This is a genomic window from Candidatus Pelagibacter sp. IMCC9063, assembly GCF_000195085.1.
In the GTDB taxonomy this organism is placed as follows: Bacteria; Pseudomonadota; Alphaproteobacteria; order Pelagibacterales; family Pelagibacteraceae; genus IMCC9063.
Genome location: NC_015380.1, coordinates 751,078 through 765,903 on the forward strand (window position 1 = coordinate 751,078; position 14,826 = coordinate 765,903).

At 32.8% G+C, this 14,826-nt stretch carries 19 protein-coding genes; 14 read left to right on the top strand and 5 right to left on the bottom strand.

Annotation, left to right across the window (positions count from 1 at the left end):
* Nucleotides 1-2: 2 nt before the first annotated feature.
* From rseP to SAR11G3_RS03990, 10 genes are all read left to right on the top strand, one after another.
* Complete coding sequence (rseP, locus tag SAR11G3_RS03945) at nucleotides 3-1,115, top strand: RIP metalloprotease RseP (RefSeq protein WP_013695483.1); 1,113 nt, start codon at nucleotides 3-5, stop codon at nucleotides 1,113-1,115.
* A 138-nt stretch (nucleotides 1,116-1,253) separates the two neighbouring features.
* A complete protein-coding gene (locus SAR11G3_RS03950) occupies nucleotides 1,254-1,535 on the top strand; it encodes an HU family DNA-binding protein (protein WP_013695484.1) in 282 nt (93 codons plus the stop codon).
* Nucleotides 1,536-1,671: 136 nt separating this feature from the next.
* Nucleotides 1,672-2,343, top strand: coding sequence for a CADD family putative folate metabolism protein (locus tag SAR11G3_RS03955; protein WP_013695485.1), 672 nt, complete (start codon nucleotides 1,672-1,674; stop codon nucleotides 2,341-2,343).
* A 63-nt stretch (nucleotides 2,344-2,406) separates the two neighbouring features.
* A complete protein-coding gene (locus SAR11G3_RS03960) occupies nucleotides 2,407-3,558 on the top strand; it encodes a phosphoserine transaminase (protein WP_013695486.1) in 1,152 nt (383 codons plus the stop codon).
* Entirely contained in the window at nucleotides 3,559-5,142 is a 1,584-nt protein-coding gene (gene serA, locus SAR11G3_RS03965) for a phosphoglycerate dehydrogenase (protein ID WP_013695487.1), read from the top strand.
* Nucleotides 5,132-6,019 (top strand): phosphoserine phosphatase SerB, encoded by an 888-nt coding sequence (gene serB / locus SAR11G3_RS03970; protein ID WP_013695488.1) that lies wholly within the window; start codon nucleotides 5,132-5,134, stop codon nucleotides 6,017-6,019. Before serA ends, serB begins: the two co-directional genes overlap by 11 nt.
* A 50-nt stretch (nucleotides 6,020-6,069) precedes the next feature.
* Nucleotides 6,070-6,465, top strand: a complete 396-nt coding sequence (locus tag SAR11G3_RS03975; protein ID WP_013695489.1) for a rhodanese-like domain-containing protein — start codon at nucleotides 6,070-6,072, stop codon at nucleotides 6,463-6,465.
* A gap of 77 nt (nucleotides 6,466-6,542) precedes the next feature.
* Entirely contained in the window at nucleotides 6,543-7,748 is a 1,206-nt protein-coding gene (locus tag SAR11G3_RS03980) for an ammonium transporter (protein ID WP_013695490.1), read from the top strand.
* Between the two features lie 132 nt (nucleotides 7,749-7,880).
* On the top strand, nucleotides 7,881-9,428 hold the full coding sequence (gene adh, locus SAR11G3_RS03985) for an aldehyde dehydrogenase (RefSeq protein ID WP_013695491.1): 1,548 nt from the start codon (nucleotides 7,881-7,883) through the stop codon (nucleotides 9,426-9,428).
* Nucleotides 9,429-9,473: 45 nt separating this feature from the next.
* Complete coding sequence (locus SAR11G3_RS03990) at nucleotides 9,474-9,809, top strand: DUF779 domain-containing protein (RefSeq protein ID WP_013695492.1); 336 nt, start codon at nucleotides 9,474-9,476, stop codon at nucleotides 9,807-9,809.
* On the opposite strand, the gene SAR11G3_RS03995 is transcribed toward SAR11G3_RS03990, so the two are convergent.
* Both SAR11G3_RS03995 and SAR11G3_RS04000 read right to left on the bottom strand, forming a co-directional pair.
* The gene (locus SAR11G3_RS03995) at nucleotides 9,810-10,400 is read right to left on the bottom strand and encodes a 2-hydroxychromene-2-carboxylate isomerase (protein ID WP_013695493.1); all 591 of its coding nucleotides are present in this window, start codon (nucleotides 10,398-10,400) and stop codon (nucleotides 9,810-9,812) included.
* A complete protein-coding gene (locus tag SAR11G3_RS04000; protein ID WP_013695494.1) occupies nucleotides 10,400-10,894 on the bottom strand; it encodes an ABA4-like family protein in 495 nt (164 codons plus the stop codon). Before SAR11G3_RS04000 ends, SAR11G3_RS03995 begins: the two co-directional genes overlap by 1 nt.
* 26 nt (nucleotides 10,895-10,920) lie before the next feature.
* Between SAR11G3_RS04000 and SAR11G3_RS04005 the strand changes: the two genes are divergently transcribed.
* Nucleotides 10,921-11,481, top strand: a complete 561-nt coding sequence (locus SAR11G3_RS04005) for a regulatory protein RecX (protein ID WP_013695495.1) — start codon at nucleotides 10,921-10,923, stop codon at nucleotides 11,479-11,481.
* On the opposite strand, the gene SAR11G3_RS07305 is transcribed toward SAR11G3_RS04005, so the two are convergent.
* The 3 genes from SAR11G3_RS07305 to SAR11G3_RS04020 are packed head-to-tail and all read right to left on the bottom strand — an operon-like array spanning nucleotide 11,476 to nucleotide 12,564.
* Nucleotides 11,476-11,619: a hypothetical protein gene (locus tag SAR11G3_RS07305; RefSeq protein WP_013695496.1), complete on the bottom strand. Its 144-nt coding sequence runs from the start codon at nucleotides 11,617-11,619 to the stop codon at nucleotides 11,476-11,478. The genes SAR11G3_RS04005 and SAR11G3_RS07305 overlap by 6 nt on opposite strands.
* 2 nt (nucleotides 11,620-11,621) lie before the next feature.
* Nucleotides 11,622-12,401, bottom strand: a complete 780-nt coding sequence (locus SAR11G3_RS04015) for a 3'(2'),5'-bisphosphate nucleotidase CysQ family protein (RefSeq protein ID WP_013695497.1) — start codon at nucleotides 12,399-12,401, stop codon at nucleotides 11,622-11,624.
* Entirely contained in the window at nucleotides 12,385-12,564 is a 180-nt protein-coding gene (locus SAR11G3_RS04020) for a DUF3553 domain-containing protein (protein WP_013695498.1), read from the bottom strand. Before SAR11G3_RS04020 ends, SAR11G3_RS04015 begins: the two co-directional genes overlap by 17 nt.
* 47 nt (nucleotides 12,565-12,611) lie before the next feature.
* Between SAR11G3_RS04020 and mnmA the strand changes: the two genes are divergently transcribed.
* The 3 genes from mnmA to SAR11G3_RS04035 all read left to right on the top strand — a co-directional run bounded on the left by mnmA (nucleotide 12,612) and on the right by SAR11G3_RS04035 (nucleotide 14,814).
* Nucleotides 12,612-13,751 carry a tRNA 2-thiouridine(34) synthase MnmA gene (mnmA, locus tag SAR11G3_RS04025; RefSeq protein WP_013695499.1) on the top strand — a complete coding sequence of 380 codons (1,140 nt, stop codon included), beginning with the start codon at nucleotides 12,612-12,614 and terminating at the stop codon, nucleotides 13,749-13,751.
* A gap of 221 nt (nucleotides 13,752-13,972) precedes the next feature.
* The gene (locus tag SAR11G3_RS04030) at nucleotides 13,973-14,200 is read left to right on the top strand and encodes a hypothetical protein (protein ID WP_013695501.1); all 228 of its coding nucleotides are present in this window, start codon (nucleotides 13,973-13,975) and stop codon (nucleotides 14,198-14,200) included.
* A gap of 11 nt (nucleotides 14,201-14,211) precedes the next feature.
* Entirely contained in the window at nucleotides 14,212-14,814 is a 603-nt protein-coding gene (locus SAR11G3_RS04035; protein ID WP_049775423.1) for a LysE family translocator, read from the top strand.
* Nucleotides 14,815-14,826: the final 12 nt, after the last annotated feature.

The window sequence follows — 14,826 nt, forward strand, 5'->3', positions numbered from 1 at the left end:
AAATGATTTCATTCTTACAAAGCGCTTTTTATTTTATCTTATTAATATCAGTGGTAGTTTTTATTCATGAGTATGGACATTATTATTTTGCAAAAAAATATAAAGTTACAGTAACCGATTTCTCTATTGGATTTGGAAAAGAATTGTTTGGCTGGTTTGATAAGGATGGAACTAGATGGAAAGTTTGCCTTATTCCACTTGGGGGATATGTGAAATTTTTTGGAGATAGTAATGCTGCAAGCAAACCTTCAAAACCAAGTGAAGTTAATTCCAAGGACCACTACAAACTATTAGCAAACAAGCCTCTTTATCAAAGAGCCATTATCGTGGCTGCAGGACCGATTGCTAATTTTATATTAGCAATTTTTATTTTTTCCTTAATCTTTATGATCAAGGGCAAGGATAGCTCCATTCCAATTATTCAAGAGGTACAAAAAGAAAGTCCAGCTGCATCAGCAGGTCTAAAGGCTGGCGATCAAATTTCTTTTATTAATGGTACAAAAATAGAAAGTATCAACGAAGTGTCAGCTTTGATTAATATGCCAGGTGCTGATGATGTGATTCAATTTGAAATTACAAGAAATTCTAAGTTACTAAAATTTGAGATTATGCCAATTGTCAAATCAGGAACTGATTCATTGGGAAATAAATCTCAAAGAAAAATGATTGGTATTAAAATTGCACCATTAAATAACAAAATGGACAGACAACAGCTCGGTCCTACTAAGGCCATTTATTTTGCCTTTAAAGAAACTTACAAAACTATAACTTTAACACTGGGTTACTTGGGAAATGTAATAGCTGGCTCTGCAAGTCCAGATCAATTAGGTGGACCCATAAAAATAGCTCAAATTACAGGACAGGTCGCAGACTATGGGTTTTTCCCATTTTTATCGATTATGGCATATATTTCCATAAGTCTTGGTCTGATTAATTTGTTCCCTATACCTTTATTAGACGGCGGACATTTGTTTTTTTACTTGATTGAATTTGCGAGAGGAAAGCCTCTAAGTGAAAAAATACAGGAGTACTTTTATAGATTTGGGTTTTTTCTATTGTTTACACTAATGTTTTTTGCCACTTTTAATGATTTAAAAGGATTAGGGATTTTTTAAAAAACCATATAAAAAGCCATTTTTTTTCAAGTTATCACCACAGGTTGTGTTCATATATATGACAACCACTATATTTTCATTGATTTTACGGGTTTTTTAATCATATTAAAAAATATAACGAATCGAAAGGTCAATAAAATGAACAAAAAACAACTGATAGCTAAAATTTCAGCAAGCATGAATCTTAGCAAGGCAGATGCAGAAAGAACATTTGATGGAATAACAAACATTATCTTAGATGCATTAAAAAACGATGACAATGTTAAAATAGCTGGTTTTGGTACTTATAAAGTAGCAAAAAGAAAAGCTAGACAAGGTAGAAACCCTAGAACAGGTGAAACTATCCAAATTTCAGCATCTCAAAAAGTTAAGTTTTTGCCTGCAAAAGCTTTAAAGGAAATGTTCAATAAACAAGGATAATTTTTTTATTAAAAAACAGCCTTAAATTAGATTTTAAGGCTGTTTTTTTTGCCTGTTAGTATCCTTCTTAAATGTATTGATTATGCAGGTGAAAATTCTATAAATTTAATAACCGAATAAAATCAGGAGAATAAAAATGTTTTCAAAAGCGTTAAACGAAAAATTAGATGAATATCACTTATTAAAACATCCATTCTACCAAGCGTGGAATGAAGGAAAGCTAACTAGAGAAATTATTAAAGACTATGCTGAGCAATACTATCAGCACGTAAAAGCATTCCCTCGATATATCAGTGCTACGCATTCACTATGTGAAGACATTGAGCAAAGAAAAATTTTATTAGAAAATTTAAACGAAGAGGAAGATAGAGAAAATGATCATCCAAAATTGTGGAAAAATTTTGCATTAGCAATGGGAGCTGATTCAAAGGAGATTGAACAAAAACCACAAGAAAAATTCACTTCTGAAATGATTGAAAATTTTTTCAAACAAGCAAGATCAAGTTATGCAGAAGGCTTAGGTTCTTTTTTTACTTACGAAAGACAAGTTCCTGAAATTGCAGAAACAAAAATCCAAGGATTAAAAAAACATTACGGAGTTACTACCGAAGAAGGTTTGATGTTTTTTGAAGTTCACAAAGGTGCTGACGTAGTTCATAGACAAGAGTGTGAAAAACTTCTTAACGAACTAACTGAAGCTGAGCAAAAAAAAGCAGAAACTGCTGCTTTGACTACCGCTAAATTTATGTGGAATTTTTTATCAGGCATTTCTATTAAATACGGGATACCTTTAAAAGTAGCCGCTTAAAAAATTTTTACATTTATAAATCGGTGTAACTAAATATAGTTGCACCGATTTTTTATTACGAATATGATTGATAAACCAATAACCAAACCAAATAACCCTAACTTCTCATCAGGCCCCTGCGCAAAGCGTCCAGGATGGGATATTCAAAACTTAAAAACAAATTCTTTAGGAAGATCGCATAGAGCAAAACTTCCTAAGCAGAGATTGGCAGAAGTAATTAGTCTTAGTAAAGAAATTTTAAATTTACCTAGAGATTATAAAGTAGGAATTGTAGCTGGTTCAGACACAGGAGCAATTGAGTCTGCCATGTGGTCTTTGCTTGGAAAAACTGGAGTGGAGACTTTGGTTTGGGAGAGTTTCGGAAATGATTGGGCAAAAGATATTAAAGAACAGCTAAAAATAAAAAACCTAAGCATACACAAAGCAGCCTACGGCGAGTTGCCAGACTTTCAAAAAATTAATTTCGATAATGATATCGTCTTTAATTGGAATGGAACTACTTCTGGAGTCTGTTTGCCAAATGGAGATTGGATACCTGACAATAGAAAAGGTTTAACTATTTGTGATGCTACGTCCGCAGTCTTTGCTATGGATATGGATTGGCATAAATTAGATGTGATAACTTGGTCTTGGCAAAAAGTTTTAGGCGGAGAAGCTGCTCATGGAATGATAGCCTTATCTCCAAAAGCCCTAGAGCGACTATCTGAGTATCAACCTACCTGGCCTATTCCTAAAATATTTAGATTAGCCAACAATATGAAAGTAATTGAGGGTATTTTTAAGGGAGAAACGGTCAATACTCCTTCTATGCTTTGTGTAGAAGATGCGATTGATGCTTTAAATTGGATTCAATCTATTGGAGGAAGTAAGGGCTCTATTGATAAGTCACAATCAAATTTGCAAGTAGTTAAAACATGGGTTGAATCAAAAGACTGGATTGATTTTTTAGCAAAAGATTCTTCAACTCTTTCTTCAACAAGTATTTGTTTAAAAATTACAGACTCTTGGTTTTTAGAATTACCAGAAGATCAACAGCAATTAAAAATAAAAGAAATAAACAGTCTTTTAGACAAAGAGCAAGTTGCCTTTGATATTAATGCATACCGAACAGCGCCACCTGGGTTTAGAATATGGGGAGGTGCTACGGTAGAATCTTCTGATATTGAGACCTTATTGCCATGGATTGAATGGGGTTACCAAAGTATAAAAGAATAAATGTTTAAAGTTTTAATAGCAGATAAATTGAGTGAAGAAGCAGTCAGAATTTTTTCTGATAATGGCATTGAAGCGATTGTTAAAAATGGTTTGGATGAATCTGCTCTTATTGAAGAGCTGCAAGATTATGATGGATTGGTGGTTCGTTCAGCCACGAAAGCTACTAAAAAAGTAATTGAGTCTTGTAAAAAATTAAAAGTAATTGGTAGGGCAGGAATTGGAGTTGATAATATTGATTTAGAAGCTGCCACTAACAATGGAAAAGTGGTTATGAATACACCATTTGGAAATTCTATTACTACTGCTGAACACGCTATTACTTTACTTTTATCTACTGCAAGACAAATTCCTTTTGCTAGCCAAACAACCCATGCAGGAAAATGGGAAAAATCTTCTATCAAAGGAATTGAAGTTACTGGAAAATATTTAGGTGTTATAGGCTGTGGAAATATAGGATCTATTGTTGCCCAGCGTGCTTTAGGGCTACAGTTTAAAGTATTGGCATTTGATCCTTTTCTACAAGACAAGAAAGCAGAAGAGCTGGGTGTAGAAAAAGTATCCTTAGATGATTTGTTTAAACGATCAGATTTTATTACTTTGCATACTCCTCTTACAGAAAAAACGAAAAATATTATTGGTAAAGAATCTTTTTCCAAAATGAAAAAAGGTGTACGAATTGTGAATTGCGCAAGAGGTGGCTTGGTAGATGAGGATGCTTTAAAAGAGAATCTGGAATCAGGACAAGTTGCCAGTGCTGCTTTAGATGTGTTTGTGAATGAGCCTCCTAAAGACAGCTCTTTACTTGGAACTAAAAATCTTATTTTAACTCCTCACTTAGGAGCATCTACCACAGAAGCCCAAGAAAAAGTTGCTTTGCAAATTGCAGAACAAATAAGTGATTATTTAAAAACGGGAGCTATTATGAATGCAGTAAACACTTTCTCGTTAACTGCAAAAGAATATACCTCCGTAAAGCCTTATCTGTCTTTATGCTCACAGCTAGGAGGGTTTGCTGGGCAATTAACAGAAAATGCCATCAAATCTATTCAAGTGGAATTTGAAGGGCAAGCATCTGAAATTAACACCCAACCACTTTTACAAACTATTATTTATTCACTACTTAAACCTACGATGGACAATATTAATGTCATCAATTCTATTTTAGTTGCAAAAAGCAAATCTATTGAAATTTCAGAAGTGAAACATCAAAAACAATCTGAATATCAAACATGTATTAAGCTGACAGTAACTACCGACAAACAAAATAGATCTGTTTCAGGAACTTTGTTTGCTGGCAAGCCAAGGATAGTAGAGGTAAAAGGAATAGAGATTGATGCGGGACTTTCAGCCCACAACTTATATATTAGCAATGAAGATAAACCTGGTTTTATTCGTGATTTATCCAAAGTGTTAGCAGATAATAAAATTAATATTGGAACTTTTAATTTAGGAAGAAAAAAATCTGGAGGCGAGGCTGTAGCGCTCATTTCAACAGATAGCGAAATTGAAAAAACGGTAATAGAAAGTATTAAAAAAATTCCGTTAGTTATTCAGGCCAAATATTTAAGCTTTAATGAACAGTAAAAATAAGATTGTTACACTCGTACACTCTAATTTGCTCGCTATAGAAGATTTATCGAATTATTTTCAAAATACCCTCTCTCTTCAAATCAATAAAAAAACTAAGCTTTCTGAGCGTGCTTATGATTTTTATTTAGAATCTTTAACTCAAGATCAAAATCAAGAGATGAGAAATAAATGTCATTTAGAAAAAATAGATATTTGTATTCAGACCCTAGCTAATAGGGATAAAAAAATATTACTCTCAGATATGGATGCTACTATTATTGAAAATGAAACTCTGGATGATCTAGTTAAAATCAGTGGCGTAGAAGCTAACATTGACGAGACTAGCAAGTTAGCAATGGAGGGTAAGATTGATATTAAAACAACATTAAATACAAGACTGAATTATTTAAAAGGAAAACCTAAAACTCTAATTGACCAAGCATTAGCGGGAATTAAATTTCATCCAGGCTCTAAAGTGTTGGTCAAAACCCTTAATCAAAAAGGATTTATTACTAGTTTGGTGACAGGAGGCTTTGCTCCTATTTCTACTTTTGTAGGAGAGAGATTGGGATTTCAAAATGTTATTAGTAATGAATTTAAATTTAAAAATGATTGTTTCACAGGAGAGTATGTGCCAATCACTGCAGGAAACAATTCAAAATTAAATTATTTAAACAAATTAACTGAAGAAGAAAACATTTCCAAATCTAAAGTAGTTGCAATAGGAGATGGAGCTAATGATCTAGGAATGTTAACTAATGCTGGCCTAGGAGTGGGTTATCATGCGCACCAAATCGTAAGAGACCAAGTAGATAACCAAGTCTTTTTTAATGATCTTGAGACAATCTTGTATTATTTGGGCATTGAACAAAAAGAATTTGACCTTAATTAATTGATAATAGTTTCTTAGCTTAAAAATTGATAAGTTGTTAAAAGTATTTTATGAAAATAAAAACTATTAAGTCTTTAGTAGATGAGGCTATGCAAATTGTCACTACAATTGAGCCTAAAGAAGCCAAGACCTTATTGGAATTGGATAATCATTTGTTAATCGATATAAGAGATATTAGGGAATTGTGGAAATCAGGAACCGTTAAAGGAGCAAGGCACATACCTAGAGGTATGTTGGAATTTTGGCTAGATCCTGAAAGTCCCTATTTTAAATCTGACTTAAAAGTTGAGATGGTTAAAATTTTATATTGTGCTTCTAATTGGAGGAGTGCACTCGCATCCAAGGCCTTGATGGAAATGGGCTTTACTAACGTAATGCATGTTAATGGAGGGTTTCAATCATTGATAGATACTGGATTTTCTATACAAAAAGTAGAGCAAAAATGACATCCATTATACCAGTGCATAAAAGATATGCGTATTTAACATAACTAAACTTCATTCAACAGCTTAGTTTACTTCTTATGAGTAACGCAAATACAGCATGGATTTTAACATCAACGGCTTTAGTCTTATTTATGACTTTGCCAGGCCTTGCTTTGTTTTATGCTGGACTAGTTAGATCTAAAAATACTATCTCAGTTTTGGCCCAATGTTTAGTCATTGCTGTCTTGGCTTCGGTTGTTTGGTTTGTATTAGGTTACTCTCTTTCTTTTAGTGGAGAAGGTTCTTACATTGGAAATTTAGATAAAATTTTTCTAAAAACAGTTAATTTAAAAAGTTTGTCTGGAGATATTCCAGAAACAGTTTTCGTTATGTTTCAAATGACTTTTGCAATAATTACCCCGGCTCTAATTGTTGGAGCGTTTGTCGAAAGAATGAAATTTTCTGCAGTTGTTTTATTTACGGTTCTTTGGCTAATCTTGGTATACGCACCTGCAACTCACTGGGTTTGGGGTGGTGGATGGCTAGCAAAAATGGGTGTATTCGATTTTGCAGGAGGGCTAGTAGTCCATACTACCGCTGGAGTGTCTGCTTTGGTCATTGCATATTCTTTAGGATCTAGAAAAGACTTTCCCAAAAATTTTAATCCTCCTCACAGCCCTGTATTAGCGATGATTGGAGCCTGTATGCTTTGGGTTGGCTGGTTTGGATTTAATGCTGGATCAGCTTTAGCAGCAAATGAAAACGCTGGAATGGCAATGTTAGTTACTCATATTTCTGCAGCTACGGCAACTATTACTTGGATGTTTATCGATTGGATTAAAAATGGAAAACCAGGTTTGGTAGGAATGATCACAGGAATGATTGCGGGACTTGCAACTATAACTCCGGCATCAGGATTTGTTGGACCAATGGGTGCAATTATCTTAGGAATTTTAGCTGGAAGCATTTGTTATTATTGCGTTGGGTTTGTTAAGTTAAAACTTCATATCGATGATTCCTTGGATGTCTTTGCAGTTCACGGTGTGGGTGGCATAATAGGTACCTTGTTAGCAGGAATTTTAGCTACTGATTTTTTTGGAGGAGTAGGTTTGGAAAAATCTGCCTTAGAACAAACTATGATACAGGTAATTGGAATATTAACTGTAGCTCTTCTGTCATTTGTTGGAACTGTAATTATTATAAAAATTATCAAATTAACAACTGGGTTAAGAGTTTCAGAAGATGAAGAAACAGGAGAGGGCCTTGATTTTGGAAGTCATGGCGAAAGTAGTTACAACTTATAATTGTACATATTTTTTTTGTTATTTTAATTTACTTACAAAATTATAAAATAAATTATTTTAAATCTCAGTTTGACAGTAAACAATTTTTATTGTTAAATAATTAAAATCATAACTTCAAGGGGAGAGCTGAAAATGAGCACAGAATCAAAAATAAATATTTCAAAAACATTAGATACGTCTCACTTAAAAGTTAAATTTCCTTTTAAAGAAAAATATGGAAATTTTATAGGTGGAAAATTTGTTAAACCAAAGTCTGGTAAATACTTTGACAATGTAAGCCCAATTAATAATGAAGTAATATGTTCTATAGCAAGATCTGATGCAAGTGATGTTGAAGCTGCATTAGACTCTGCACATGCTGCTTTTCCTGCTTGGGGAGTTACATCAATAACTGAAAGATCAAATCTACTACTTAAGATAGCCGACGTTATTGAAAAAAATTTAGAACTATTGGCTACAGCTGAATGTTTGGATAACGGAAAGCCAATTAGAGAATGTATGGCAGCTGATTTACCGTTAGTTGTTGACCACTGGAGATATTTTGCTGGAGTTATTAGAGCTGAAGAAGGCTCTGTTTCAGAGATAAGTAATAGTGAATATTCTTATCATATCCCTGAGCCACTTGGTGTAGTTGCTCAAATTATACCTTGGAATTTTCCATTATTAATGGCCACATGGAAGCTTGCACCAGCACTAGCTGCTGGAAATTGTGTTATATTGAAGCCAGCTGAACAGACACCAGCATCCATCTTACTTTTAATGGAATTGATTGGAGATATATTACCTCCAGGAGTTCTTAATGTTGTAAGTGGTTTTGGTCTTGAAGCAGGGAAGCCTTTAGCATCTTCTAAAAGAATTAGAAAGATTGCTTTTACAGGTGAAACTACAACTGGACGTTTGATTATGCAGTACGCATCACAAAACTTAATTCCAATAACTTTAGAATTAGGTGGAAAATCTCCAAATGTTTTCTTTGAGGATGTTATGGATCAAGATGACGACTTCTTTGATAAATGTCTTGAAGGTTTTACAATGTTTGCTCTTAATCAGGGTGAAGTTTGTACTTGCCCTAGTAGAGTACTAATTCAAGAATCTATCTATGATAAATTTATAAAGAGAGCCATAGAAAGAACAAAAGCTGTTACGCAAGATAACCCTTTAAAAATGGAAACCATGATCGGTGCTCAAGTATCGCTAGAGCAAATGGAAAAAATAAAATCTTACTTAGATTTAGGTAAGAAAGAGGGCGCCAAAGTTCTATGTGGAGGAGGTGTTGCAAAATTAAATAGTGGTCTAGAAAAAGGAAATTATATACAACCAACTATTTTTGAAGGTAATAATTCAATGAGAGTATTTCAGGAAGAAATTTTTGGTCCTGTTGTATCAGTCACCACATTTAAAGACGAGGCGGAAGCATTAAGTATAGCGAATGACACTCTTTATGGTTTAGGTGCTGGAGTTTGGACTCGAAATGGAAATATCGCATATAGAATGGGAAGGGGTATTCAGGCCGGAAGAGTATGGACTAACTGTTACCATGCTTACCCAGCTCACGCAGCTTTTGGAGGTTATAAGCAGTCTGGAATTGGAAGAGAAACTCATAAAATGATGCTAAATCATTATAGGCAAGTCAAGAATTTGCACGTGTCTTATAGTGAAAAAAAATTAGGATTCTTTTAAACAATTTATTACAATGGTCTATAATTAAATATAGGCCATAAAAAAATGAAAGTTTCTGCTACCAGCTCTGCACTTCAGCTAATTCAAGAATTAAAAAAAGATCATGGAAATGATCTTTTATTTCATCAATCAGGTGGTTGCTGCGATGGTAGCGCCCCAATGTGTTACCCTTCCAAAGAATTTCTGGTAGGAGATCAGGATGTTTTATTAGGAGAGATTGGTGGGATTCCATTTTATATCAGCGAAACCCAACATGAGGCATGGAAAAATACAGATCTAATTATTGATTGTATTAAAGGTATGGGTGGTATGTTTTCGCTAGATAATGGAACTGGAAAAAGATTTTTAACCAGATCTGAAATTTGTGAAGTTAAAAAATAATTATTTTTTAGCTTCTTTAAAAACAAATTCTAACCTATCCTGACCCCAAAACATTTTTTCATTCACAAGGAATGTAGGAGCCCCAAAAATCCCTTTTTTAAACGCGGTATCCGTTCTATCTTTTAATTCATCTTTAATTGTTGGGTCTGATAATTTTTTTGCAAAATCACTATAATTAATATCCATATTTTTTAAAAATTTTTCAAAAATTTTTTCATCATTTAAGTTTAAAGAATCTACCCACGCTGCAATAAAGAATTTATCAATGTAATTTTGAAAATAGTCATTTTGCCCAGCAACAATAGCACCACGCATAATTTGAATAGTCTTAATAGGAAAATATCTATTAAATTGATATTTGATTTTATATTTATCTGCAAATAATTTTAAATCTTTGATTAAATACTTTCCTCTCAAAGGATTGAGACCTGGGGCTGTGATATCAGCAAGCCTATGTAAGCCTCCTAGAAAAATAGGCATATAATTTATCTTTTCACCAGTTTCTTTTTCGTATTTTCTTATTTGGGTGTGAGCCAAATAAGAGTAGGGACTACTGATATCGAAATAAAAATCAATTTTTTTATTAGCCATTAATCATGAATCCTAATTTTTTGAATAATGATGAGCCTAACAAACAAATACAAAAATAAGCCCAACGGCCCTGTAAAGTAAGTTAAAACCAAAGGTAAGGCAGCTACGTACTTATGAATCCCATTTCTTAATGCATCTTTTGCAATCCATGTTCCTACAAAAATACTAATAGTTAAAAAATGTATCCAAAAAATTAATAAAAATATTTTATTAGCGAATAAAGAAGAGAGCTGATCTATTCCAAGATATAAAGAAAAATTATTGAGAGCGATACTTGCTGCTTCTTCAGCAAATATTCCACCATTGTAAAATTGTTGATACAAAAGGTACCCGTACGTGCAGGCAAAAATTGCCGGAAGTGCAATAGTATTAATTATAATGTTAGTAAATTTAGAATTAGGAGCGACTAAGAGCATGACCCACAAAGGGATAACTGCATAATTAGACACAAGATAAATTGTTTCTAAGGTAAAAAATTCTTTGATAGTTTCCATGTTATGATAGGTAAATATTATTATATATGAATTATTACAAATCTAGCAAGAAAAGTTATGAAACAGACGAGGAAATTAAAGAGCTTGCACTTAATTATCTAGACAAGTACCAACCTTCTAAAAAAGACTTGCGGCTATATTTGTTTAGAAAAGTTCTTTCAGACGATCAGGGTAGTGCTAATAAATCCATCATTTTAGAACAGATTGATAAAGTTATTAATAATATAGAGCAATTAGGCCTCATTAATGACGATCTTTATTCAGAAATGAAATCTAAAAATTTTTTAAAGAGGGGATATTCCCTTAACAAAATAAAAATGACCTTGTCTCAAAAGGGAATTGATAGTGAGTTATTAAAAAGGACTATTGAAAATATTAAAAATGATAATGAGGATCCTGATTTTTACTCTGCAATTAAAATATGTAAAAGAAGAAGGATAGGACCTTATCGGCCAGATGCAAATAAAGAAATGTTTTTGAAAAAAGACATTGGAGTATTGGCTAGAGCAGGTTTTTCTTACGACACTTCTATGGAAGTCTTGAATATAGATAAAAAAGAATTAAAAATTTTAGAGAAAAAACTATAGTTTTTTATTTTTCTTTTTTTTCTTTTCTTCTTCTACTAAATAATCCACATACCTCTTTAATTTTTGACGAACAAAGCTAAAAAGCAAAATTCCAAAGATAGAGACAGATACGATAATGATAAGAACTTTTTGTAACATAATTAAATATTTTTACTTCTCCTAACAAGTAAAGAGGGGTTGTAAAAACGAGGCTTTCCATAAACAATGGTTTTATGTTGATGGGTTGAAACAACTGCACCAGCATGCTCTGCTAGCGCATGACCTGCTGCTATATCCCACTCTTTAGCTCGAGGTCTAGCGGCATAAATATCAAATTCTCCAGAAGCAATTAAACAAAATTTGTAAGAACTTCCAACATCTAAAAAAGTAGTGGCTTTATGTTTTGTTAGTATTTTTTTGATTATCTTAGAGGGCTTGGATGAGTTCATTAATGCAGCTACAGCATTCTTTTTTATTAAATTACATTGGAGTTTAATCTTTTTGTTATTTTTAATTTCATAAGCATGCCCTTTGCCATAGGAATAAAATAATCTTTTCTTTTTAGGTGCAAATACAATTCCTATAACTGGTTTCCTGTTTACAATTAACGCCGCATTTAAAGTATATTCATCTTTATTTTTTATGTAAGAGCTTGTTCCATCGATAGGATCAATTAACCAAAAGGTTGTTCGTATACCTACTTTATTATTTTCAACAGTCTCTTCAGAGACAATTTCAATATCAGGAGTAATCAATCTAATGGCATCTTGTAAAATTTTATCTACAGCAAGATCTCCATTGGAAACAGGTGTTTGGTCTGATTTGATAAATATTTTTAATTTTTTACCTGATAGTTCAATAGATTTTTTTCCTGCTTTAACAAAGAAAGGTAATAGTTTTTTTACGATAGTTGGGTAGTTTTTTTTACTCAGCTTTTTCATTATATTTGTCTAGCACAATTTTATTGGCATTGATGGTTTTTTTACCAGCATTAGTAAAATTAACAGTCACAATATTGTTAATAATGGACTGAACTTGACCTACACCCCAATCAGTATTGTTTGGGTTAACCACATAATCACCTGGATCAAAATCAAAAAACATTTTCTAAATATTGTTAATTTATATTAATTAAGTGATATATATCATTTATGTCTTTATCAACTCACACAAACACAAACTCAATCAATTCCTTAGGATTTGCAAAAGCACCAGAGGAGACAAAAGTGGTAGTAGCAATGTCAGGAGGGGTAGACTCTTCTACTGTCGCTGGTTTGCTGAAAGAACAAAATTATCATGTAATTGGCATTACTCTACAATTGTATGATTATGGAAAGATTGGAAAAACTTCAGGAACATGTTGTGCTGGAAAAGATATTTACGATGCCAAAAGAGTCAGTGAGCAATTAAATATTGAGCATCATGTATTTAATTATGAAAGTTTGTTCAAAGAAGAAGTTATTGAGAAATTTGCAGATAGCTATTTGAAAGGAGAAACGCCCATTCCCTGTGTTAGTTGCAATCAAACGGTAAAGTTTAGAGATCTATTTAAATCAGCAAAAAAGTTAGGAGCAGATGCTTTAGTAACAGGTCATTATGTAAAACGTCTTGGTAATTTAAACCAATCTAAAATGTATCAACCTGTAGATGCCAATAGAGATCAGAGTTATTTCTTATTTTCTACTACGCAAGAACAGTTAGATTATTTACGCTTCCCTTTAGCAGATCTTCCTAAGCAAGAAACAAGAGATCTTGCCAAAAAAATGAATTTATCAGTTGCGGATAAACCAGATAGCCAAGACATTTGTTTTGTTCCCAATGGTAATTACAAATCTGTAATTGAAAAGTTAAGACCCGAGTCATATGATCCTGGCAACATAGTTGACTTAGAAGGAAAAGTTTTAGGAAGGCACAATGGAATTATTAATTTTACTATCGGGCAAAGAAAAGGAATTAAAGTAGGTGGACAGGAGGAAGCAATCTTTGTTATTAAAATTAATCCTGAAACCAAAGATGTGATAGTAGGTTCTAGACAGGATTTGAACATTACAAAGATCCAGGTAAAAGAAATAAATTTTCTTTGTGACCCTAAAGAACTTGAGGGAAATTTTTTTATTAAAGTAAGGTCTACTGGAAGATTGTTACCATGCCGAGTGAGTGACAGCGCGACATCAGTGACTTTGCAAGCAGGAGAGTCTGGAGTTTCTCCAGGTCAAGCATGCGTATTTTATAGGAAAGATGATAAGGGGATGAGGGTATACGGCGGTGGATGGATTGTATCCACTTCTTAAATAAAGAGTACTGAAAATAAAAAAAACTACTTTTTCTTAGCTTTTCTTTTTGCTCTTCTTCTTTTGGAGCCCACTTTTCTTCGGCCTCTATGTTTTTTTGGATATCCCATATAATGCAACCCTTTTAGATTAAAAAACAATATTGTCACTAAAAATTATTAGTATCAGGGGTTGTATTGAAAGAATTTTTGTAGTCTAATTCAATATTGTAAAGAAAAATAATGTCATCAATTAAAGAGCGCTTTAGTTATAAAAATCAGGAAAGTCTATATAACAATAATATTGGCTCTTTATATCCCTCAAGGGCAATTTCTAAAAAAGCTAATATTTTTGAACTAATGGCGCAAGCCAATCTAGAGAAAAAAAGCAAAAACAAATCTAGCATAAAATATTTTAGTATTTTTGCCGGTACAGCAGCTTCTGTAGTTTTGTTTTATTCCTTATATTAAATTAATTTTCCATGATCAGCATTGAATTGACCGTAGCATTAATTGCATATTATTTTGTAATGTTTGTTACCCCAGGACCCAATAATATAATGCTCACCACTTCTGGAATTAAATATGGATTTAAAAGAACTATTCCACATATTTTAGGAATTCCATTAGGGCATTTTTTTCAAATTTCTTTAGTTTCTTTAGGACTTGGAACTTTGTTTCAAACTTATCCTCTTATTCAACAAACTTTAAAAATAGCAGGATGTCTGTATTTATTTTTTTTAGCTTATAAAATGTTTGGGTCTTTAAATATAAAAAAAAATACAAAAGAATCAGGAAGGCCCTTAAAATTTTATGAAGCATCTCTATTTCAAATTCTCAATCCCAAAGCTTGGGTAGTGGCAATTACGGCAGTTAGTGTTTTTTTTCCAAAAGATGAGCATTTTGTTACAGGAATTTTTTATCTCGCATCTATTGCCCCAATTGTTTGTTTGCCCTCTATTAGTATCTGGGCATTATTTGGAAGTGGTATTCGAACCTTCGTGTCCTACCCCAGAGTGAAGCAGATCATTGAAATCGTCATGGCTTTTTTATTACTAGCTACAGGAGTCATGATTTTGATCTAATTAGCTTAATAA

Excerpts from the sequence above, each read along its gene's own strand:
- SAR11G3_RS03950 (WP_013695484.1), top strand. The coding sequence starts at position 1,254 with ATGAACAAAAAACAACTGATAGCTAAAATTTCAGCAAGCATGAATCTT.
- SAR11G3_RS04000 (WP_013695494.1), bottom strand. The coding sequence starts at position 10,894 with ATGGAAACTATCAAAGAATTTTTTACCTTAGAAACAATTTATCTTGTG.
- mnmA (WP_013695499.1), top strand. The coding sequence starts at position 12,612 with ATGTCTTTATCAACTCACACAAACACAAACTCAATCAATTCCTTAGGA.
- SAR11G3_RS03975 (WP_013695489.1), top strand. The coding sequence starts at position 6,070 with ATGAAAATAAAAACTATTAAGTCTTTAGTAGATGAGGCTATGCAAATT.
- serB (WP_013695488.1), top strand. The coding sequence starts at position 5,132 with ATGAACAGTAAAAATAAGATTGTTACACTCGTACACTCTAATTTGCTC.
- SAR11G3_RS04035 (WP_049775423.1), top strand. The coding sequence starts at position 14,212 with ATGATCAGCATTGAATTGACCGTAGCATTAATTGCATATTATTTTGTA.
- SAR11G3_RS04020 (WP_013695498.1), bottom strand. The coding sequence starts at position 12,564 with ATGTTTTTTGATTTTGATCCAGGTGATTATGTGGTTAACCCAAACAAT.
- SAR11G3_RS03955 (WP_013695485.1), top strand. The coding sequence starts at position 1,672 with ATGTTTTCAAAAGCGTTAAACGAAAAATTAGATGAATATCACTTATTA.
- SAR11G3_RS04015 (WP_013695497.1), bottom strand. The coding sequence starts at position 12,401 with ATGAAAAAGCTGAGTAAAAAAAACTACCCAACTATCGTAAAAAAACTA.
- SAR11G3_RS03980 (WP_013695490.1), top strand. The coding sequence starts at position 6,543 with ATGAGTAACGCAAATACAGCATGGATTTTAACATCAACGGCTTTAGTC.
- rseP (WP_013695483.1), top strand. The coding sequence starts at position 3 with ATGATTTCATTCTTACAAAGCGCTTTTTATTTTATCTTATTAATATCA.
- adh (WP_013695491.1), top strand. The coding sequence starts at position 7,881 with ATGAGCACAGAATCAAAAATAAATATTTCAAAAACATTAGATACGTCT.
- serA (WP_013695487.1), top strand. The coding sequence starts at position 3,559 with ATGTTTAAAGTTTTAATAGCAGATAAATTGAGTGAAGAAGCAGTCAGA.
- SAR11G3_RS03960 (WP_013695486.1), top strand. The coding sequence starts at position 2,407 with ATGATTGATAAACCAATAACCAAACCAAATAACCCTAACTTCTCATCA.
- SAR11G3_RS04005 (WP_013695495.1), top strand. The coding sequence starts at position 10,921 with ATGAATTATTACAAATCTAGCAAGAAAAGTTATGAAACAGACGAGGAA.
- SAR11G3_RS03990 (WP_013695492.1), top strand. The coding sequence starts at position 9,474 with ATGAAAGTTTCTGCTACCAGCTCTGCACTTCAGCTAATTCAAGAATTA.
- SAR11G3_RS07305 (WP_013695496.1), bottom strand. The coding sequence starts at position 11,619 with ATGTTACAAAAAGTTCTTATCATTATCGTATCTGTCTCTATCTTTGGA.
- SAR11G3_RS03995 (WP_013695493.1), bottom strand. The coding sequence starts at position 10,400 with ATGGCTAATAAAAAAATTGATTTTTATTTCGATATCAGTAGTCCCTAC.
- SAR11G3_RS04030 (WP_013695501.1), top strand. The coding sequence starts at position 13,973 with ATGTCATCAATTAAAGAGCGCTTTAGTTATAAAAATCAGGAAAGTCTA.